The sequence below is a fragment of the Rhodococcus sp. OS5 genome, assembly GCF_056837585.1.
Window position 1 is genome coordinate 1,227,831 of sequence record NZ_CM166368.1, and the last position, 17,605, is coordinate 1,245,435.

Annotated in this window: 19 protein-coding genes; 6 read left to right on the plus strand and 13 right to left on the minus strand. The window is 60.2% G+C overall.

The genetic code is table 11. From position 1 onward, the window contains the following. Positions 1–80: 80 nt before the first annotated feature. Positions 81–611: a hypothetical protein gene (locus tag ACVZUB_RS05640; protein WP_007734626.1), complete on the minus strand. Its 531-nt coding sequence runs from the start codon at positions 609–611 to the stop codon at positions 81–83. 220 nt (positions 612–831) lie between these two features. Here ACVZUB_RS05640 and ACVZUB_RS05645 point away from each other — a divergent pair, with 220 nt between their 5' ends. Further along, on the plus strand, positions 832–1,539 hold the full coding sequence (locus tag ACVZUB_RS05645) for a hypothetical protein (protein ID WP_003945876.1): 708 nt from the start codon (positions 832–834) through the stop codon (positions 1,537–1,539). 309 nt (positions 1,540–1,848) lie between these two features. Next, entirely contained in the window at positions 1,849–3,015 is a 1,167-nt protein-coding gene (locus ACVZUB_RS05650) for a MinD/ParA family ATP-binding protein (RefSeq protein ID WP_003945525.1), read from the plus strand. A 40-nt stretch (positions 3,016–3,055) separates the two neighbouring features. Here ACVZUB_RS05650 and ACVZUB_RS05655 read toward each other — a convergent pair whose 3' ends face one another. The 3 genes from ACVZUB_RS05655 to ACVZUB_RS05665 form a co-directional block, all read right to left on the minus strand. Beyond that, positions 3,056–4,090, minus strand: coding sequence for a baeRF2 domain-containing protein (locus ACVZUB_RS05655; RefSeq protein ID WP_007734628.1), 1,035 nt, complete (start codon positions 4,088–4,090; stop codon positions 3,056–3,058). Between the two features lie 201 nt (positions 4,091–4,291). Further along, positions 4,292–5,374: a M48 family metallopeptidase gene (locus ACVZUB_RS05660; RefSeq protein ID WP_482628219.1), complete on the minus strand. Its 1,083-nt coding sequence runs from the start codon at positions 5,372–5,374 to the stop codon at positions 4,292–4,294. A 77-nt stretch (positions 5,375–5,451) separates the two neighbouring features. Continuing rightward, positions 5,452–5,655, minus strand: a complete 204-nt coding sequence (locus ACVZUB_RS05665; RefSeq protein WP_003945456.1) for a hypothetical protein — start codon at positions 5,653–5,655, stop codon at positions 5,452–5,454. 145 nt (positions 5,656–5,800) lie between these two features. Between ACVZUB_RS05665 and ACVZUB_RS05670 the strand changes: the two genes are divergently transcribed. Continuing rightward, positions 5,801–5,956 carry a DUF6131 family protein gene (locus ACVZUB_RS05670; protein ID WP_003945912.1) on the plus strand — a complete coding sequence of 52 codons (156 nt, stop codon included), beginning with the start codon at positions 5,801–5,803 and terminating at the stop codon, positions 5,954–5,956. On the opposite strand, the gene ACVZUB_RS05675 is transcribed toward ACVZUB_RS05670, so the two are convergent. The 3 genes from ACVZUB_RS05675 to ACVZUB_RS05685 all read right to left on the minus strand — a co-directional run bounded on the left by ACVZUB_RS05675 (position 5,950) and on the right by ACVZUB_RS05685 (position 10,778). After that, positions 5,950–7,128 carry a carboxylate-amine ligase gene (locus ACVZUB_RS05675; protein WP_058037545.1) on the minus strand — a complete coding sequence of 393 codons (1,179 nt, stop codon included), beginning with the start codon at positions 7,126–7,128 and terminating at the stop codon, positions 5,950–5,952. The two genes, ACVZUB_RS05670 and ACVZUB_RS05675, sit on opposite strands and share 7 nt — an antisense overlap. 1,165 nt (positions 7,129–8,293) lie before the next feature. After that, complete coding sequence (locus ACVZUB_RS05680) at positions 8,294–9,706, minus strand: serine hydrolase (RefSeq protein WP_328599954.1); 1,413 nt, start codon at positions 9,704–9,706, stop codon at positions 8,294–8,296. A 184-nt stretch (positions 9,707–9,890) separates the two neighbouring features. Continuing rightward, positions 9,891–10,778, minus strand: a complete 888-nt coding sequence (locus ACVZUB_RS05685) for a class I SAM-dependent methyltransferase (protein ID WP_234550616.1) — start codon at positions 10,776–10,778, stop codon at positions 9,891–9,893. A 384-nt stretch (positions 10,779–11,162) separates the two neighbouring features. Here ACVZUB_RS05685 and ACVZUB_RS05690 point away from each other — a divergent pair, with 384 nt between their 5' ends. After that, the gene (locus ACVZUB_RS05690; protein ID WP_064074095.1) at positions 11,163–11,648 is read left to right on the plus strand and encodes a hypothetical protein; all 486 of its coding nucleotides are present in this window, start codon (positions 11,163–11,165) and stop codon (positions 11,646–11,648) included. Positions 11,649–11,692: 44 nt separating this feature from the next. Here ACVZUB_RS05690 and ACVZUB_RS05695 read toward each other — a convergent pair whose 3' ends face one another. The 4 genes from ACVZUB_RS05695 to ACVZUB_RS05710 all read right to left on the minus strand — a co-directional run bounded on the left by ACVZUB_RS05695 (position 11,693) and on the right by ACVZUB_RS05710 (position 14,928). Further along, positions 11,693–12,463: an SDR family oxidoreductase gene (locus tag ACVZUB_RS05695; protein ID WP_312638582.1), complete on the minus strand. Its 771-nt coding sequence runs from the start codon at positions 12,461–12,463 to the stop codon at positions 11,693–11,695. Further along, positions 12,460–13,047, minus strand: a complete 588-nt coding sequence (locus ACVZUB_RS05700) for a TetR/AcrR family transcriptional regulator (protein WP_312638581.1) — start codon at positions 13,045–13,047, stop codon at positions 12,460–12,462. The genes ACVZUB_RS05695 and ACVZUB_RS05700 overlap by 4 nt, the downstream gene beginning before the upstream one ends. Positions 13,048–13,098: 51 nt before the next feature. Beyond that, positions 13,099–13,626 (minus strand): SRPBCC family protein, encoded by a 528-nt coding sequence (locus tag ACVZUB_RS05705; protein WP_054781433.1) that lies wholly within the window; start codon positions 13,624–13,626, stop codon positions 13,099–13,101. A 114-nt stretch (positions 13,627–13,740) separates the two neighbouring features. After that, positions 13,741–14,928 carry a zinc-dependent alcohol dehydrogenase gene (locus tag ACVZUB_RS05710; protein ID WP_042452468.1) on the minus strand — a complete coding sequence of 396 codons (1,188 nt, stop codon included), beginning with the start codon at positions 14,926–14,928 and terminating at the stop codon, positions 13,741–13,743. 181 nt (positions 14,929–15,109) lie between these two features. Between ACVZUB_RS05710 and ACVZUB_RS05715 the strand changes: the two genes are divergently transcribed. Further along, positions 15,110–15,256 (plus strand): hypothetical protein, encoded by a 147-nt coding sequence (locus ACVZUB_RS05715; RefSeq protein ID WP_003945804.1) that lies wholly within the window; start codon positions 15,110–15,112, stop codon positions 15,254–15,256. A 139-nt stretch (positions 15,257–15,395) separates the two neighbouring features. On the opposite strand, the gene ACVZUB_RS05720 is transcribed toward ACVZUB_RS05715, so the two are convergent. Next, positions 15,396–16,034: a PAS and ANTAR domain-containing protein gene (locus tag ACVZUB_RS05720; RefSeq protein ID WP_037132380.1), complete on the minus strand. Its 639-nt coding sequence runs from the start codon at positions 16,032–16,034 to the stop codon at positions 15,396–15,398. A 168-nt stretch (positions 16,035–16,202) separates the two neighbouring features. Beyond that, a complete protein-coding gene (locus ACVZUB_RS05725) occupies positions 16,203–17,078 on the minus strand; it encodes a haloalkane dehalogenase (RefSeq protein WP_204856212.1) in 876 nt (291 codons plus the stop codon). 62 nt (positions 17,079–17,140) lie between these two features. Here ACVZUB_RS05725 and ACVZUB_RS05730 point away from each other — a divergent pair, with 62 nt between their 5' ends. After that, positions 17,141–17,599 (plus strand): MarR family winged helix-turn-helix transcriptional regulator, encoded by a 459-nt coding sequence (locus ACVZUB_RS05730; RefSeq protein WP_176741993.1) that lies wholly within the window; start codon positions 17,141–17,143, stop codon positions 17,597–17,599. The last annotated feature ends 6 nt before the right edge of the window (positions 17,600–17,605 follow it).

Sequence of the window (17,605 nt, forward strand, 5' to 3'; positions counted from 1 at the left end):
TATTAACCGCGGGCGGTTAATAAAGGCGCACAGCAAAGTGGCGCACGTAATCACGTGCGTGAAAGGAAAGGGGAGGTGAGTTACACGAATGCCGGTGGGCCGCGAGTGCCCAGGCCTGAGGTGAGAAGTTGACGTAGAACAACTTTGGCGCGGTATCGAGTACGTGCAGCGAACGGTGACGGTTCAGCTGCCCACGGGCGCAATAGAACGGCAACGATTGCCGCTACCGTCGATGCAGCCACGACGTATCCGCGTTCTGCGCCGCGGATCAGCACTGCGCACACTCCGACGGCAGCGATGTGTGCTGCGAGCATCGGAAGGGACAGGAGCAGGCCGTGTTGATGATCCGAAGCGATGGTCAACGTCGCGTGACCGATGGCCTGACCCGCAGCGAGCATGAGGGCGAGCAAGAGCGCGGGGGAGCGACGGGTGTCGATGGACGTGACCACCGCGCCGACGCTCGCGCAGGCGAGGATCAGCAACACGACAGCGCTTTCGGACGGGGCCATGCCGCCGCCACCGAGCGCGTGGGCTGCGACGGAAACCGCGCCGGAGGTGCCGCCCACGAAAGCACCGCGCAGCTGCGCGACATCTTTCGGACCCGGCGTCATACGCGAAAGGATACAGGCGCCTACTACCGGGCTTAGTAGGTGATCGGTCGGGATCGTTTCGGTGGCCGACCGACGAACGCATCAGGTGGGGGATTTGTCCGATTCGCCAAACTTTGCCGAGGACCGGGTGAAACAAACGTGACGGTCATTTTCCGGTGCCAGACTTGGCTCTGGTCGCCGGCAACGGGTCGACGGCAGGGCAAACACATAGGAGAGTTTCATGAGGCGTCGATTCTTTGCGATATTCGCCCTGATGGGTGCGTTCGGTCTCTTCCTGTCTTCGGTGGCCTCGGCGGACCCGGTCACACGCTCCGTGTCGGGCACCCTTGTCAACTCGTGTAGCGATACTGGCGATCCGGTCGGGATATGGATGGTCGTATGGGATGGCTCGACGCAGATATCCTCGGCCACTGTCGGGGTGGGTGGCGCATACACGATCACGAACGTTCCTCCGGGCAATTACACGGTCAGTCCATACTCGCCGGCTGGATGCGGATCCGTACCCGACAGGACGGCGGTAGATCTGACGACGTCCGACGCGACCGGGATCGACTTCGAGTTGGTGAAGGTGTTCAGCATCGTCGGAACTGTCACCGGGTGTCCGGGTGCCGACGGGGTCGGGGCGTCTGACGTGACGTTGAATCTCCTCGATGCCGGCACGCAAATCGCGACGACAACGACGGATGATTCCGGTGACTACTTCTTTCAGTACAAGCCGGCCAAGGACGGCTATTCCGTAGAAGTGGTTCCCGGCAGCGGATGCGGTGCCGATCCAGCAGTAATTCCGGTGAATCTGAGCACGAATGACGTCACCGGTGTCGACTTCGCGCTCACTGCCGACGGCTGCGATACGGGCAGTTCGTTCGGAAGTGTGGATCTGTCGACGATTTTCGGAAGTCTCGGTAGTTCGGAATTCTGCAGCAGCTGAACACTTGTCCATGAAGGGAGGGTGATCGCCGAGGCGATCGCCCTCCCTTTTCTCGTTTGTTACCAAGGGATTTGCCCTGACATTGCGGAAGGCTGTTTCTAGCGGCAGATGAAGATATCTGTGCCGCATATCGTTACGACGTTCGTATTTGCTGAGATCGGCACAAGCTTGGGGACCAAAGTCATCGAAGTGCGGGTGTAACGGTCTGTTGTGCCACGACGGTATTGAGCAGAGAACGGCAAGCCCGCCAGAGTGATAGCGTCCGAGAGGCTATGTCCGAAATGATTCCGAACTCGACCTAGGAAAACGGTGCGCAGCGATAACAACGGTTCGAATAACGGAGTCCTGGGGAACAACTCCGGAACGACTCAGGGCGACGGCCATTTCGACGCGTCCGACGACGGCTATGCAACGTCGATTCGAACCGTCACCTTCACACCACAATTCGACGAGCCTGCAGCAAAACCGTTGCCCAGTCAGCGGATGCGCCAGCAACGTCGTGAAGAGCCGACCGATTTTCGGACCTCGACGCCCAGGCCAATGACCTCCGTCGACGACCTGGACATCATCAAGCGGGCGAAGCGTCCACCCGAACGCGGTTTGGGCAGTGTGTTGTTCAAACTCACCGGGGGCCGGATCAACACTGGGCAGTCGGCTGCCGAACTCGAACACCAGGCTCTCGTTCGCCGTGCCAACCGAACGGTGCGCGGCGTGTACAAGATTGCTTTCATCTCACTCAAGGGTGGAGTGGGGAAAACCACGGCGGCCAAAACTGTCGGTTCGACGTTCGCATCGATCCGTGGGGATCGAATCGTAGCCATCGACGCCAATCCCGACCTGGGGACTCTGGCTGATCGCGAACGACGTGAACATCACCTGACCGTTCGTGATCTGTTGGCCGACGGTGACATTCGTACGTACAGCGATGTTCGCTACTACACCTCGCAAGGCGACAGCCGACTCGAAATCCTTGCGAGTGAGGCAGATCCGGAAACTTCGGAGTCGTTCAACGAGCAGGACTACCTCGATACTCTCCGAATTCTCGAGGTGCACTACAACATCGTCATCACCGACTGTGGCACCGGAATCATGCACTCGGCCATGTACGGAATTCTCGACGAAGCAGATGCTTTGGTTGTCGTCAGCCCGACGGCTCAGGATGGTGCCCGTAGTGCTGCAGCAACGCTCAGTTGGCTGACCAAGCACGGATACGCAGATCTGGTGAGCAGGTCGGTCGTGGCGATCAATTCGACGCGGCCGGGTTCGTCTTCGCTCGACCTCGATCAACTCGAGGACGTTTTCGCTCAGCGTGGAGTGCGAGCGGTCAAGACGTTGCCCTACGACGATCACCTGGGCGAAGGCGGTCCGATCGACTTGAAGTTGTTGAACAAGCGCACGGCACGGGCATATCTGGAACTCGTCGCAGCAATTGCCGATGGGTTCCCGGACTCGGTGGGCAAGCACGCTTCTCGATAGAACGTGCTCGCCACCGAATCTGATCAGCAGGCTCCGGCGTTCAAGGGTGCCGAAGTATCGCGCCGTATCCGTCGGCGAGAACGAGGCGTTCGTCGATCTGTACCAACTCGGTGCCGGTCCCGATTGCGATGTAGGGGAGTACGCGATCGGCGGGCCCGATCAACTCTCCACTGGTGACTTCCTTGTCGTCAGGATCGGTGAGCAGCAGCGTCTCGACCTTGCCCTGTTCGAGGGCGTCGAGGACGCGTGCGGTCCCGTCGATGGAGAGGCCGGAGTCCCGGCCCTGCTCGGCGACGTAGCGTTCGGTTTCCACATCCATTCTGCGCAGTCGCTGCGTGTCGATCAGTTCACGAATCGACTTGGACACCTCGGCGGGTGTCGAACCGACTGAACGCGAACCCTTTTCGACGTCCACCACCCGTAGCGTCGACGGCAAAAGCTGTGCAAAAGCTTTGCGGGATTGTACTTCTCCGATGACAACTACCAGCGCGACCTTGTGTTCACGGGCGAGCGCCGCCGCGCGCTCCACAGCCTGAGTCAGGTTCTTCCGGATATTCTCCTCCACGAGGCTTTGGCTGTCGGTGTATCGCTCCTGACCGCCCACGTGTGCCTTGTGGACCGGGAAGCCGTCTCCGTCTACCGTTTCGCCGTACACGTCACGCCCGCGAGCATCGCGCACGCACAGGTCCGCGCCAGTGTGGTCGACCTTGGCGATGAGGAACGGTTCGGTGTCGTATCCGTGTGCGATCAGTGGAATCAGGTAGGGCAGTTCGCCCAAGGTCGCGATAGTGGAGCCGGCAGGTTCGAGCAGAATATCGTCGATCAGCACTGCCTCGGAAGTGGCGACGATCGCGCGTCCGGCGCGACCTGAGATGCCGTGATGGTTGTCCTTCACCTCGTCCAGTCGTGCGATCAGCGATTCCGATGCTCCCTGTTTCGTGAGTTGATTGCGCATCGAGCGCCATTCGAGTTCGAAGCGCTCGCGCGCATCTTCCCGGTTACGGACGTCTTCGAAGTACACGGAGGCAAACGGGCCGTCACTCGAACCGACCTTCTTCAGTCGCCCAGCATGCATGTCGGCTCCCTTCTGTAGTGGTCCTATGCCGCGTACCCGACAACCGGTGATTCGACACGACCGCTTTCAGTTCGCACGTTTGTTCGACTGCTGGTACTGTCTGTGAACGTGAGGGTGGTGCAGAGGGAAGCCTGCATCACCTTCACGCCAAGAGCCCGGGACCTGCCGCCGACTGCCTTCGGCGGCAGGTCCCGATTCTGCTTACTCGGCGTCGTCAGTGCCCTTCGACCTGTCGGAACTCTTGCGCCAGTGGGTGAATCGTTCCTTGATGTCCGACGCTACATCGCCGACGCCATTCCCCACGGCGCCCACCGCACCGCCCAATCCGCTACCGATGTCGCGCACCATGCGGATCAAAGGGTCCTCCGACTCGTCGAAGTTCTGCTTGTAGGTCTTGGCTGCATTCTTGAACTCGTCGCTGATCTTCGCTCCGTCGTCATCGCCGCGACGGGGGTAGTTTCCGCGCAGAATCGCGGCGTAGTCTCCGCTGTCCACCCACTTCTCGAGCTCGGCGGCGCGAAGCACCGAGAACGGGTGAGAGAGCAGTTCGATGTTGAGGAGCTTGAGTACACCGTCGCGGAGGTCGCCGCTGGCGTCGTACTCGGCGGCCTGGGCAAGAAACGCGTCGATGTCGATTTCACTGACTCGGGATCCGCCCGCCAATTTCATCTGGACGCGAATCGCGGTGTGTACGTCCTGCCCGCACAACAGTCCGGCACGATCACCGGAAAGTTCTGACTTGCGCTGCCATTCCATGAGGGCGGCGATGATCGCGCGCAATGCCCACCCGCCGACGGGCAGCCATCCGATGGTTCCGGCCAGTCGCATCAAATGCATCAGGATGGTCCGATACACAGCATGACCGGACAGCGCGTGGCCAAGTTCGTGGCCGATGATGAACCGCTGTTCCTCGTAGTTCATCACGTCCAATAGGCCGGTAGTGACCACCATGAACGGCTTGTCCATGCCGATGGTGAAGGCGTTGACCATCGGGGTCTGGAGTACGAACAGCTCGGGTGTCTCGTCGGCCTGCAGGATGTCGACGCAGTCACGGCGCAGGTCGTTCAGGTCGCTGAACTGGCGTTCGTCGACTCGCACCGACGTGGCGAGGTACATGAGGCGGTGCTGACGTTCTTGGAGCAGTCCGGACAGCGTCCGCAGGACAGTGTCGAACCCCCGAAGCGTCCGGAGCGTCACCAATGCAGCCCGATCGGCTGGGTGTTCCCACGCACGCGAGCTGATGTCCGGGAACTCGATTCGGGTGCGATCTGGTGCAGTGGTCATGGTGGCCCCTCACTTCGATGTGTGTCGACTCACCTCCAGGGTAACGACTAGTCGGTTTAGCGTGGATTTCCGGCAGCTCACTCGGTGGGCTGGGGGAGCGTGCAGTCGGTGACTTTGGGGTTGACGCCGAAGTAGTTCAGCGGACCCGCGATGACCGTGAGCGCGATGGTCCCGACGCCGGCGCAGTTGGTCGGCGAACTGCTGTAGTAGCCGCGTTGGCCGGCCGCGACGGCCCCGACTATCAGCCAGATCAGAACGATCAGAGTCACAATTCTCATCATGGCGGGCTCGATTCTTCAAATATTATGGTGCCCAGCGAAATACCCGGTCAGAGTGGGTATGAAACGCTCTGCCGACGGGTATCCGCGGTGTATGCGGCTCGAGGCGGGCGTATCCGCCCGAGTGAACGCACTGAAGGAGCTTGTGATGATCATCCTCGGCGTGATCCTGCTGATAATCGGTTTCGTGGTGAACATTCCGATCCTGTGGACGATTGGTGTCGTCTTGCTGGTGATCGGAATCATCCTGTACGCGCTGGGCGCGGCCGGGCACGCCATCGGTGGTCGGCGGCATTACTACTGATCCGTTGTCGGCTCGTCGTGCGTATCCGTGCCAGTCGGCGCGGTCGGTACGGTGCGCTGAACGGCACGCGCAATCAGTTCCCGAAGGCAGACCTGGCGCAGCGTTCGCTGTTGCCAGTCGCTGCCGTTGCCTGTGACTGACTTGAGCTGCAGCGCCGACTCCACGCTCGAGTACTCGCCTCCCTCGTCGAGGGAGTCACGGACATGGATCAGGAGCCGGTGCAACAGTTCCGTGGCTGAAATTCTTTGTGAGGTAATCGGATCGATCGACGCTCCCAGGACGCCTTCCTTCGCGGACACCCAGGTTGCGAGGCGGAGGCTCTCGAGGGAAATGTTCGGAGCCTCGATGCCCCGGTCTATCGCGCGTAACGCAGTTGCCACCAGAGCTCGTCCAAGGGTTGCAAGTAGCGCTGCATCCTCTGCTGTCGGCTGAACGTCGCAGACTCGGATCTCGACGGTCGGTAGGTGGCAGGAAGGTCGGATATCCCAGTAGGCCATCCGCTTGTCGAGCATCACGCCGCAATCCACCATCTTCGCAACCGCGGTGTCGAAGTCCCCGGTGGTCTCGAAGTACGGCGGCGGCCCGGCGACTGGCCACCTGGACCATTGGATCGCCCGCCAACTCGCGAAGTCGGTGTCGACTCCTTGGTGGACACGGGAATTGGCGCTCAGTGCCAACAAGGCGGGCAACCAGATGCGCACGTGATTGCAGACCTGCACGGCCTGTACTTGATCAGCGACGCCCACATGTATGTGGCAACCGCAGATGCTTTGTTCGGCAGCGAGGGCGCCGAAGCGTTCGCCCATCCGGCGGTAGCGAGGCGAGTCGCTGATCTCGAAACGCGAAGGCCCCGAAAGCGGTGCGCCGACGGCCAACAGCCTGCAGCCGTTCAACTCGGCAGCTTTTGCCGCGAGCCGACGCATGTCGATCAAGTGGGTTCGGAGTTCGTCGATGCCATGGCACACGGGAGAGTTGGTCTCGACTTGGCAGCGGGACAACTCGAGCTGAAGATCCAACCCCAGTGTCGACGCGGTTTCCGCAACCGCAACATTGTCGGTGGACGGCAACCAGGAGGTCGGGTCGACGAGGATGAATTCTTCTTCGACGCCGACAGTCGGGGTCGTCGATTCGTGGCGGCCAGCGGTGGATTCGGTCGAGCAGGTGGCGCCCATGCTCGCGTCTACCCGGTCGGTCGAAGGCGGAAACCGACCCGAGGAAGCCCCGTTCTCGTCGGGAGAACGGGGCCTGTGGTCGGCCTTGCCAACATCTCGGAAGCGTCAACGAGTCCTTGCACACCGTATGAATCTGGGGACTGGCGTGCCTGGGAAAACGTACTGTGTCGGACTCTGTAAAACGAGACCCCAAGGCATGTCTCACCCCCTATTTCACCCTCGTGTGGACTTGTCCGCACGCCCTTCGCCGAGTCGCGGATCATGACCTGGCGGCCTGCGGTGGTGCAGTCTCGGCTTTATCCGTGGGGCCGCCGTTATCGAGCAGATTCCGAGAATGCGAACCCATCTAAACTAACGTCCAGCATTCGGATGTGGCGTTCTGGCGGAGTGTGTGGGTTCGGTGAGTCAACAGATATTTGATCAGTTAATCGCGTGCACAGCATCCGGAGAAGTTGTGGAACTTTCGAACTGGTATTGCGTTTCACCAGCGCAAATCTTCAGTGGTCATGGGTAAAAGTCAGAAGATGGGAGAAAGTGCCTGGGATTGTGTTGCTACCGGTTCGTTATCGCAGACGAATGTCCACTATGTGCGTGGATGACGACTCTTGAAGGCGGGCAAAACTGCGTGTCAGCTGTGTCGGAGCTTCCTCTGTCTTTGTGTTCTTGGATTGAGAGTTTCACCAGGAATATCTTTCGTGATCGACGCGCCGGGAAATTTTTCTCAAGATTTACCCACTTGCTAATTGGGGAATTCAGCGGGTTGCAGAAGACTGAAATATTGCGGGTGGGAGCTGTTATTTCCGGTGATTTGCCCATATCTTGCTGAGTGGCGTATTTGCGACCGAAGTGTCGCGCGGTCGAGAAATAATGCTTTTCATGCTTTACATTGGAAATTGCAAGATGCACGTTTCATCCTCAGTGTTAAACGAAAGGACGAACGCAATGGGTAGCTTGGAAGATTTCGACATCGCGGCACTTCTTCAGAAGGTCATCGCATTCTTCGACGGATTCTCGTCGGACGAGACCGAGACCCCCACGGGCTAAGACTTAGCGAAGCCGCTGTGCATCCGGATGACACTGGATGTGCAGCGGCTTCTCTGTATCCGGCGCCTTCATCGGCGAAGGCAATGAATCGGCGTGCGTGGTTTCGGCCCGCCACTGGGCACTAACTGGTTGCATCCGTCTGGATCAAGAGCATCGCGTCGTCGACCGGATCGAAGTACAGAGCCGGGTCGGCAACCAGTGCAGCGTCGTCACCATGAGTTTGCATGGTGACAACCCAGGCACGATCGTCGTGTTCCACGTAATAGGCACCCGCGAGGACCCCGATGGAACTGCCGCCCTTGAATCCGCCGTAAGTGAACCATTTCGCGGACTCGTCGCTGAGCGCCGGATCCTCGGCGAGAATGTCTCGAACCGGTGCGCCGCTCTCGGTCTTCGCCTTCTCTTGCAACGTGACCAACGCGGCACGCAGGTCGGCGGGCGAGGCGAACCAATCGATGTCGAAAGGCCATGCGGGGGTGGTGAATGCTGACGCCGGGATGTCCACCAGGCCGCCAGGTAGTGCCGCGAGTATCGCTCGACGCTCGTCCGGAGTTCCGTCGCGCCAAGCGATACGTTGTGCGCCTTGGTCACCCCAGCCGAGTTGGAACAGTGCGCGGGTCGGCTTGAGCGGGATGTTGAGCGAAGGATTTGCCATGCCCATCGGGGCGAATTCGGCTTCTACCTGCTCGCGCCCGACAGCAGCGATCAGCATGTCGGTGGCGGTGTTGTCGCTGATCGAGATCATCTTGCCGGCGGTATCTCGGACCGTGACTCCAGTTCCCGATGGCAGGTCCTGCATGGTCCCGCCGGGCATCGATTTGAGGTCGTCGGTGATGGTGAGCTTCTGATCCCAGGAGAGTGTCCCGTTCTGGACGGCCGTCGCGACCGCGCCGAGAACGTACAGCTTGATCGTTGACCCTGTGGGCTGTGGTGAGGTGTCGCCGACATTGAAGACTTCGGCGTTCTTTCCTTCGGTGACCTCGGTGACGGTCAGATTGGTCGGCGCGGGAAGCGCTTTGACAGCTGCCTCGAGTTCTTGCCAAGATGCGGCCGGCACATGAACGTCCTTGGTCGGTGTGATCGCCATTCCGAGGATCAGCCCGTTGCCGTCGACGTCGACGACGACGTTGACGTCGAACGCACCGCCGGTGGTGCTGGTGATGGAAACTGTGCCGTCGGAGTCGCCTCCCTTGTAATTCACTGTTGTCCAAGGCTGTCCGGCTCGGATGGAGTCGAAGTCCGGAGGTGTCAGGATTACGGGTGCAGTGGGCCCGAAGTGTTCGGCGATTTCTTCCTGGGTCAACGGCGTGCTCGTGTTGAACGCACTGAGAAGCCAGGTGATCTGCTTGCCGACGGAGCTGTCAGGGATCGTGACCGTAGCGGGTGCCGCGGTGGGGGAGGTCTTTGTGCTGTTTTCAGAGGTTTGTGCGGAATCAGTCCCGGAAGTACATGCGGCGAGGGCGAATACCGCTGCGGAGGCAAGTGCTACCAGCGCGAGCGGGCGGCCTTTCCTGCGTGTGTGTTCGAGATTCATGGACTTATTTCATCAGCATCTTCTTCGGCGCGCGTCCGTCTAAGGTGTAGACATACTCAGCCTGAGGTACTGAATCGCTTCATCCTGGAGTACCGTCAACCACTTGTAGTGGTGACACGCGCCTTGCCGCTGGACAAATGGGAGAAAGGCTGCACTCGAAGAACTTTCGTGATGACTGCGAGAGCTAGTTCTTGGTCGCGGCCAAAAAGGACGGTTGCGTTGACAGCGCTGCGATTTCTTCGGGGAGTTCGGGGATCCGACGATCGTACAGTTCTGCCAACTCGACCGAGCTGAAGCGTCGGACAGTCCAATTGTGTTCAGCCAACCACTGGCCCGGATCGGATCGCTTGTCGCTGTAGAACAGTTGCGAAATGTCCAGGTCGCCGAACAGGTCCTTGGCGAAGTACTTGGATCTGATGGCCGCAAGCTTGCTCGGGTCGGTTCCCGCCGGAAAGTCGTTCACCGCCAAGCGACTACCTGTGGCCGAGAGTTCGTCGATCCGCTCGAACAGGGCGTCGTGGGCCGGGCCGGGGAGATAGGCGAGCAGGCCTTCCGCCGACCAGGCCGTGGGTTCGTTCGAGTCGAAACCAGCCTCTTCGAGTGCGGCCGGCCAGTCGTTTCGCAGATCAGTAGGCACAGTGCGTCTATCGGTCTTCGGCTGGGCGTCGTGCGCAGCGAGCACTTCGGCTTTGAACTCCAGCACCTTTGGCTGATCCACTTCGAATACCGTCGATCCTGAGCTCCAATCCAGCCGGTACGCACGCGAATCCAACCCTGCTGCAACGATTACCGCCTGCCTTACTCCGGATTCGGTTGACGACGAGAAGAATTCGTCGAAGAACCTGGTTCGCAACCCCATGAAACCGCCGAAGGGGGTGTCCTCGAGGAGTGTGGGATCTTTCAGAAGAGCTGTGAAATGCGGCTCGGCTGCAGCTTCTACGAACCACGATGCGAACTTGTCCTCGATGATCGCGTCCGGACGGGTGCTCTCCAGTGCTCGGAACGTTGCCACTGCCAGCGCGGTAAGTCCGACGCTACTGACGATGTCCCACGTATCTCCATCGCTCCGCATTGTCTGGGTGTCCTTCCGCTCTTGACGACTGAGCCGAACTCTCTCGACCCTACGCCCGTGTGACCCCTCGTCGCCTGGAACGGAACGGTCGGACTTGGAGCAGCAAATACACGCTGACCGGATCGAAAAATTCTGCAGTGCAAGGCGTTCGGTTTGAATCAGCATCCTGCCAGGAATTTGCCAGGTCAGTGCCAGTGAGCGGCAAGGATGCAGGACTTCACTGGGGTGTGCCTCAGGGCTGAGAGAGAGCCTCGAGAATCCTTCGGGCAGGGGATTGATCGTGGCATGACCATCCGCCGGAACCACTTCGTGGGACCGTTCGGTTCCAGTTGATCTCTCGGACCGCACAACGAATGTCCCGTCGAGAAAGAGAGATGTGAGCCCATGTTGCAGGAAGGCTCGCTGGATGTATTGGCCGCCGCGGCGCGGAGCGGTAGCCGTGAGTCCATGGCCAGTTTGTATGCGGCGTTTCGTCCGATGGTTGTGCTGCGGTGCCGCGCCGAGCTTGATCAGGCCGTTTCCGATTCCGCCGCGGATGCCGCGTGCGTCGCCGTTCTCACGGCAGTGTGCGACGGATCGGAGACGTATCAGCCTTTTCTACGCGTGCTGTACGCGAGTACAAGCATCGCGATTGCTCGGGCGGCATCCGACGGGTTCAGCGGTGGATCGCTCCCGCCTCCGACAACGCTCCCGATTGTCGAACGCGATGTCCTGGTGTTGCGGCTGATCGTCGGGCTCGATACAAAGGCGACCGCAACGTCGCTTGCCCGTACGACAGACGAGGTGTCACTCGACCTGCATCGGGCGCTGCGGCGACTGCGAAAGTTGTCTTCTCCGAATGCAATCAGAGAGAGTTTGGTATTCACCTGAGGGCGTTCGGAATGCGCAGATTCGGGCGGGAACGGATCCCTGCCTTACTGGCCGGCGATGTATTCGATCGACGGGCCGGCAGTCCAACCGCCGTCGACGGCGATCTCGGAACCCGTTGTGTACGAGGCATCGTCGGAAAGCAGGTAGGTGACCGCGCCGACCAACTCCTCCGGGCGACCGACACGGCGATACGGATTGTTGGGGAATGCGCCCTCTTCGAGGCTGATACCCGTCGGTGCAGTCATGGGCGTCAGGACCATGCCGGGGTGAACCGAGTTGACCCGGATCTTGTCGCGGCCGAGTTCGACGGCGGCGATCTTGCTCAGCCCACGCACGCCCCACTTGGCTGCGCCGTAACCGCTGGTCAGGGCCATGCCCATCAGGCCGGCGGCCGAGGAGATGTTCACGATGGATCCGCCGCCGGCTGCCTTCATGACGGGCACCACCGTGTGGATACCGGTGTGCACGGACACCAGGTTGATCTGGATGATGCGCTGGAACGTCTCGAGTGGTTCCTCGGCGACTGTCTGGCCGGACGCCGAGATTCCGGCGTTGTTGACCAAACCGTTGATCGCGCCGAACTCGGATACCGCGTACTCGGCGGCGGACTTCCAAGACGCTGGATCGGTGACGTCGAGGTGAACGTAACGCGCTGCGTCGCCGAGAGATTCGGCCACTGCTCGACCGTCGTCGTCGAGTAGGTCGCCGATGACGACGCGGCCGTTGCCCGCGACGATGCCGCGGGCAAACGCCTCGCCCAGGCCGCGTGCGCCGCCGGTGACGAGAACGATTTTTCCGGAGAGATCCTGAGTCATGATTGTTCCTTACCTGTTGGTGTTGCGAGATATGGCTTCGAGAACGCCCGGAGCGCGCGGGTGATGGCCTCGGGTGCGGGCGTCCGGAGGTCTGCCATCTCACGCAGTGCGGCCACTACCGCAAGTGTTGCCTGGCCCGAAGCCGCTGTGGTGTCGAGCGAGGTTTCCGGACGATCGATCAGGCGTGCGACTTCTGGGCGAATCAGTTCCATCGTCTCGAAAGTTGCTGATTCCCAAACTCTCCGGAGTGCCGCATCACCGAAGATGATGGGCATCAGTGACCGGGTCATCGGCTCGAAGGACTCGCCGACCGATGCGATAAAGGCATTCTTCACAGCCGCTGCGAGCCCGAATTCGCGGGCTTGCGCGCTGAGTGCCGTGGCCAGACTGCGGTTTCCCTCGTCGAGCATCGGCCAGATGCTCTCCTCTTTGGTGGCGAAGCAACGGTAGAACGTTCGCTCGGAGATTTCTGCCCGATCGGCGAGCTCCGCGATGGTCGTCGAAGTGTCGCCGCGTTCGACGAAAGCGGCAGCACAACTCTGCGAGACGCGGAGAAGTAGTGCAGTGCGGCGGGCTGTTGCCATATCCGCACTGTACCAAAAGTGGCAGAAACTGCCACAAATGGTGTCGGCCGGTCAGCCGACGTTGCCTTCGATTCCGGAAACCTCCTGCTCAACTGCGTTCTTGAGGTTCAGGAGCGTCTTGCGGATGTTGCCGCGCTGAAAGTCGGCGAAGGTTTTTCCTCCGGTGGCAATTTTGTCGAACATGTCGGCGGCGAAGTCCGGCCAGCCGCGCCTGTCGTCGGTCCACGTTTCGGTAACTCGGGTTCCGTCGGGCACCGGCGAGAATCGGTACTGCCAGGTTGCGATAGAGGCGGGGATCCGGGGAGTACTGAGGCCGATCTTGTGAACACGGAATTCGAAGAGCTTCCCGGCCTCGGCAGCGGTGACTGTGCATCGCGTGGTCCACTGCGCGCGCCCACGCTTGTTGTGCCCGTCGAACTCCATGCCCAGGAAAGCGCTTTCGCGGGCTCCCCGCAAGGTTGCGCCTATGTTTTCGGGACTCCAGGCACCCATACGAGTGGGATCGCTGATGACCTCGTAGAGGGAAAGCGCGTCGGAGCTGACGACGATGCTGTCGGAGACGGTAAGTTCGCGAGCCATTTCGGTTTCAGGTTCTTTCTGTCGAGCGTGTGTGAGGTGTGAGTATGACGATCGGTGGTTTCGCGAACAAGATGCGGACGTGGCGGATGAACCGTCGACCTGATCGGCGTTGAACTACAGGTGCGGTTTCAGTTGGATCTTGACCGCGCCTTCCTGCTTCTTCTGGAAGATCTCGTAGGCGTGTGGCGCCTGATCGAGCGGCAGCTGATGGGTGGAAAAGGTGTCGACGCCGAGTGGGTCGTCGTCAGTGAGCAGGGGCATGATGTCCTCTACCCACTTCTTGACGTTCGCCTGGCCCATCCTGAGCTGAATCTGCTTGTCGAACATGGTCATCAGCGGCAGCGGATCAACCATTCCGCCGTAGACACCGATCAAAGAAATGGTTCCGCCGCGCCGAACGATGTCGATGGCCGAATAGACAGCGCCAAGGCGATCGATTCCTGCGTTACGCATCGCAGGCGCGGCAAGAGCATCGGGAAGGAGTCCGACGAACTGCTGCGCGAGCTTTCCGATCGGAGACCCGTGCGCTTCCATACCGACAGCGTCGATCACCGAATCGGTTCCGCGGCCGTTTGTCGCGTCTCTGATGGCATCGCCGATCTTGCTGCCGTAGTCGTCCAGGTTGAGGGTCTCGATACCGCGTTCGGCAAGGCGCGCAAGGCGTTCGGGTACACGGTCCACACCGATTACTCGAAACCCCTTGTGGTGGGCGATACGAGCCGCCATGTCACCGATCGGTCCGAGGCCGAGGATTGTCACGGACCCACCCGGCGGAATGTCGGCGTATTCGACCGACTGCCAAGCGGTGGGGAGCACGTCGGAGAGGTAGACGAATCGCGAATCCGCGGGACCTTCGGGAACTTTGATGTGTGTGAAATGTGCTTGCGGTACTCGGAGGTACTCAGCCTGCCCGCCGGGCACCGAGCCGTAGAGCTCGGAGAAGCCGAACAATGCTGCGCCCGTTCCCTGATCGCGGACCTGCGTCGTCTCGCACTGTGTGTAGAGGCTCGAATCGCACATGAAACAGTTGCCACACGAGATCTGGAACGGAATGACGACGCGGTCACCTATCTCGAGATTCGTGACTTCCGAACCGACTTCTTCGACGATGCCCATCGGTTCATGGCCGAGAATGTCACCGGCATTCATGAACGCACCCAGAGTCTCGTACAGGTGCAGATCGGATCCGCAGATATTCGTCGTGGTGACCTTGATGATTGCGTCGGTGGGTTCGACGATCTTCGGGTCCGGAACCGTATCGACGCTTACTTTCCGTTTGCCTTGCCAAGTCACTGCGCGCACTGGGATCGACCTCTCATCGTGGAAATGCTGTTCGCAGTCACCTGCCCGAAAGCACTGAAATGCAAACAAAATCGGTGAGGGTTGCGAGAAGTCCTGAGCGCGTTAGATTGAGATGGAGCTGGGTCCCGGTCTCTTTGCGCCGGCTCCAGGACCGAGACGACGAGATGATGAGGACGATCGCATGACCGACAAAGACGACAACGACCAGTCGCCCAAGGGCGGGCACCCAGGACCCGTGGACAAGGGCGGCGACGGGGGAATGGCAACGCGAGAACAGGCGCCTGAACTGGTCGAGGAGACCTCCGACGAGAAGTCTGACGACGAGTAGTTTCCTTTTACTCCGCGTTGGGTAACAACGGGGATAGGCCGCATCGGACCGTCCCGGAATCAATGCGGGCGAGGTTCCTCGAGGTTGAGCAGCCAGCCACGGGAACCGCCTTAAGTAGATCCCTCAACCCTGTTGTCATTCAACCCTGTAACAGCACGTGATCGAATCGGGTCCGCAGTAGTGTCGGGACCCGGAAGTCGTCAAGCGTTCGAACTATCAACTGTTCGGCAACATCCCGGAGTTTCACGTTGGTCTCTTGAGAACGCCACACGAGGATGTCGAAGGCGCGATCGGCCGAAATGCCGTAGATCACCATGAGCATGCCTTTGGCTTGCTCGATTACTCCGCGAGAAGCGGTGATTTCGTTGACCAGCACGTCGACAGACGCTTTCACCGTACTGTCGAGGGTTTCGGTGACGTCGATGTAGAAGCCTGAGCTGCCGACCACGGCACCCGACTCGTCCACGACGCTGTCGCCGACGACGATTACCGAGTGAGTGTCCCCTGCAGTGTCGATGATGCGGTGGCGGCTGCTGAACGGTCCGCCTGAAGTGCGGATGGCGTGCAGTGTCTGAGCAACGTGTCTTCGGTCGTCGGGATGCTTGTGCGAGAGCATCAATTCTGTCGTCGGAGCTACTTGGTCGGGTTCGTATCCGTGAATCCGTGCAACTTCGTCCGACCACTCCCACCGGTCGCCGTTGCGGTGATAGAGAAAGCCGCCCACCCGGTGTGGAGCCCCCGATCCTGACGTTCGCCCCAACCCGTCCTCGTTCACCACACACGCCCCCTCGTTCTCGACCTCGTCCCAACCGGCGTACTCGCCAGTTAGTTATATCGGACAAATCCGGCGGAGGTGGTGTCGGTCCCATATTTCGGAGCATCGTCTGGATCGCTACCGCATGGGTCGGGGAAACCGGCGCTCAGAGTACTTGGCGACGGTCCCACGTCACTCGCGGTTGAAACAGTGTTGCCGCTCTGTCCATTCGGTGATCGCCGCCGCGATGGCCGCAGGCTGATCCTCGGGGGCGAGATGTCCTGCGGGACCGCACTGTTCCACCTCGAGATTTGCGATATTCGATCGGCTCCACGTGACTTCGTCAGGTCCGATCATGAGAAGTTCTGCGGGGCCGCTGAAGGTGAGAAGAAGTTTGGGTACGTCAGTGCTTTCTGCGAGCCAATCGCTGTACGCCGCCACACGTGCATTCACGTCACCGGGAGTTCCTTCGATGGGGAAGGATCGTGGCCACTCGAGAAGGGGTCGGCGACTCTCTCGTGACGGATAAGGGGAGCGATAGGCCTCGGCATCGGTTTCGGTCATTTCACCGAGAACCGTTCTGTGAAGCGCTATTTCGAGAAAGAAGTTCTCGTCGAGTACCTTCGTCTCTCCTGTGTCGGAGTCCCTCAGAGCTTCCACCCGTGCCCGTGCCTCTCCCGGGAAGTGTTCGTCCCAGGTCATCGGACGAAGGATCGTTTCGAAGAAGGCCACACCTCGGACGCGATCGGGGTGGCGGGCAGCCCAGTCCAGTGCAAGTGCCCCGCCCCAGTCGTGTCCGACGAGTACGACGTCGTCGAGTTCCATCTGGTCGAACCAGGCGTCGAGGTAGCGGGCGGTGTCGAGGAAGCCGTAGTTGATTGGCGGTTTGCCTGACCGCCCCATTCCGATGAGGTCAGGGGCAAGTGCGCGGCCCAGATTTCCTATCTGCGGCAGGATGTTTCGCCACAAGTGCGAGGATGTGGGGTTTCCGTGGATGAGTACGAAGGGTGGTCCTTCGCCGCGCGAGCGGTAGGCCATGGTCGAGTCGAGCACGGGAATTGTGGGCATTGCGACTCCTCAAATAGTTTCCATATACTCTAATTGAGATAGTAGCCATGTATTCTATTTGTATGCAAGATCGAGAAACATGGACGACAGGGTCGCTGGTGTGGCACCTTGGCTTGCGCTGGCGGGCGGGGGTTGACCGAGCGATCGCGCACCTGGGGTTGACTCACGCCCAGTATTCAGTGCTCGCGTCTCTGCATGGTCTGGTGAGTGCGGGGGAGAGGCCGAGTCAGCGAGAACTCTCAGCGCACACAGGATTGCAGCGAATCTACATATCCAAGCTCGTGCGAGCGTTGGAGAAGAGCGGGTTTGTTGTCAGTGAACGCGATAGACGCGATGCGCGAGCCGTTCGCCTCGATCTCAGTGACGAGGGCAAACGAGTCATAGAGCTCGCTAAAGACATTGTCCGCCAATTGGATGCAAAGAATACGGAAGTGCTGACGAAAACCGGAGGGCGGGAACTCGCCGAGCTCCACCGCGCCCTTGACGCGTTACTCGACGCCACCGAAGCAGCAGATGGATAATGCGCC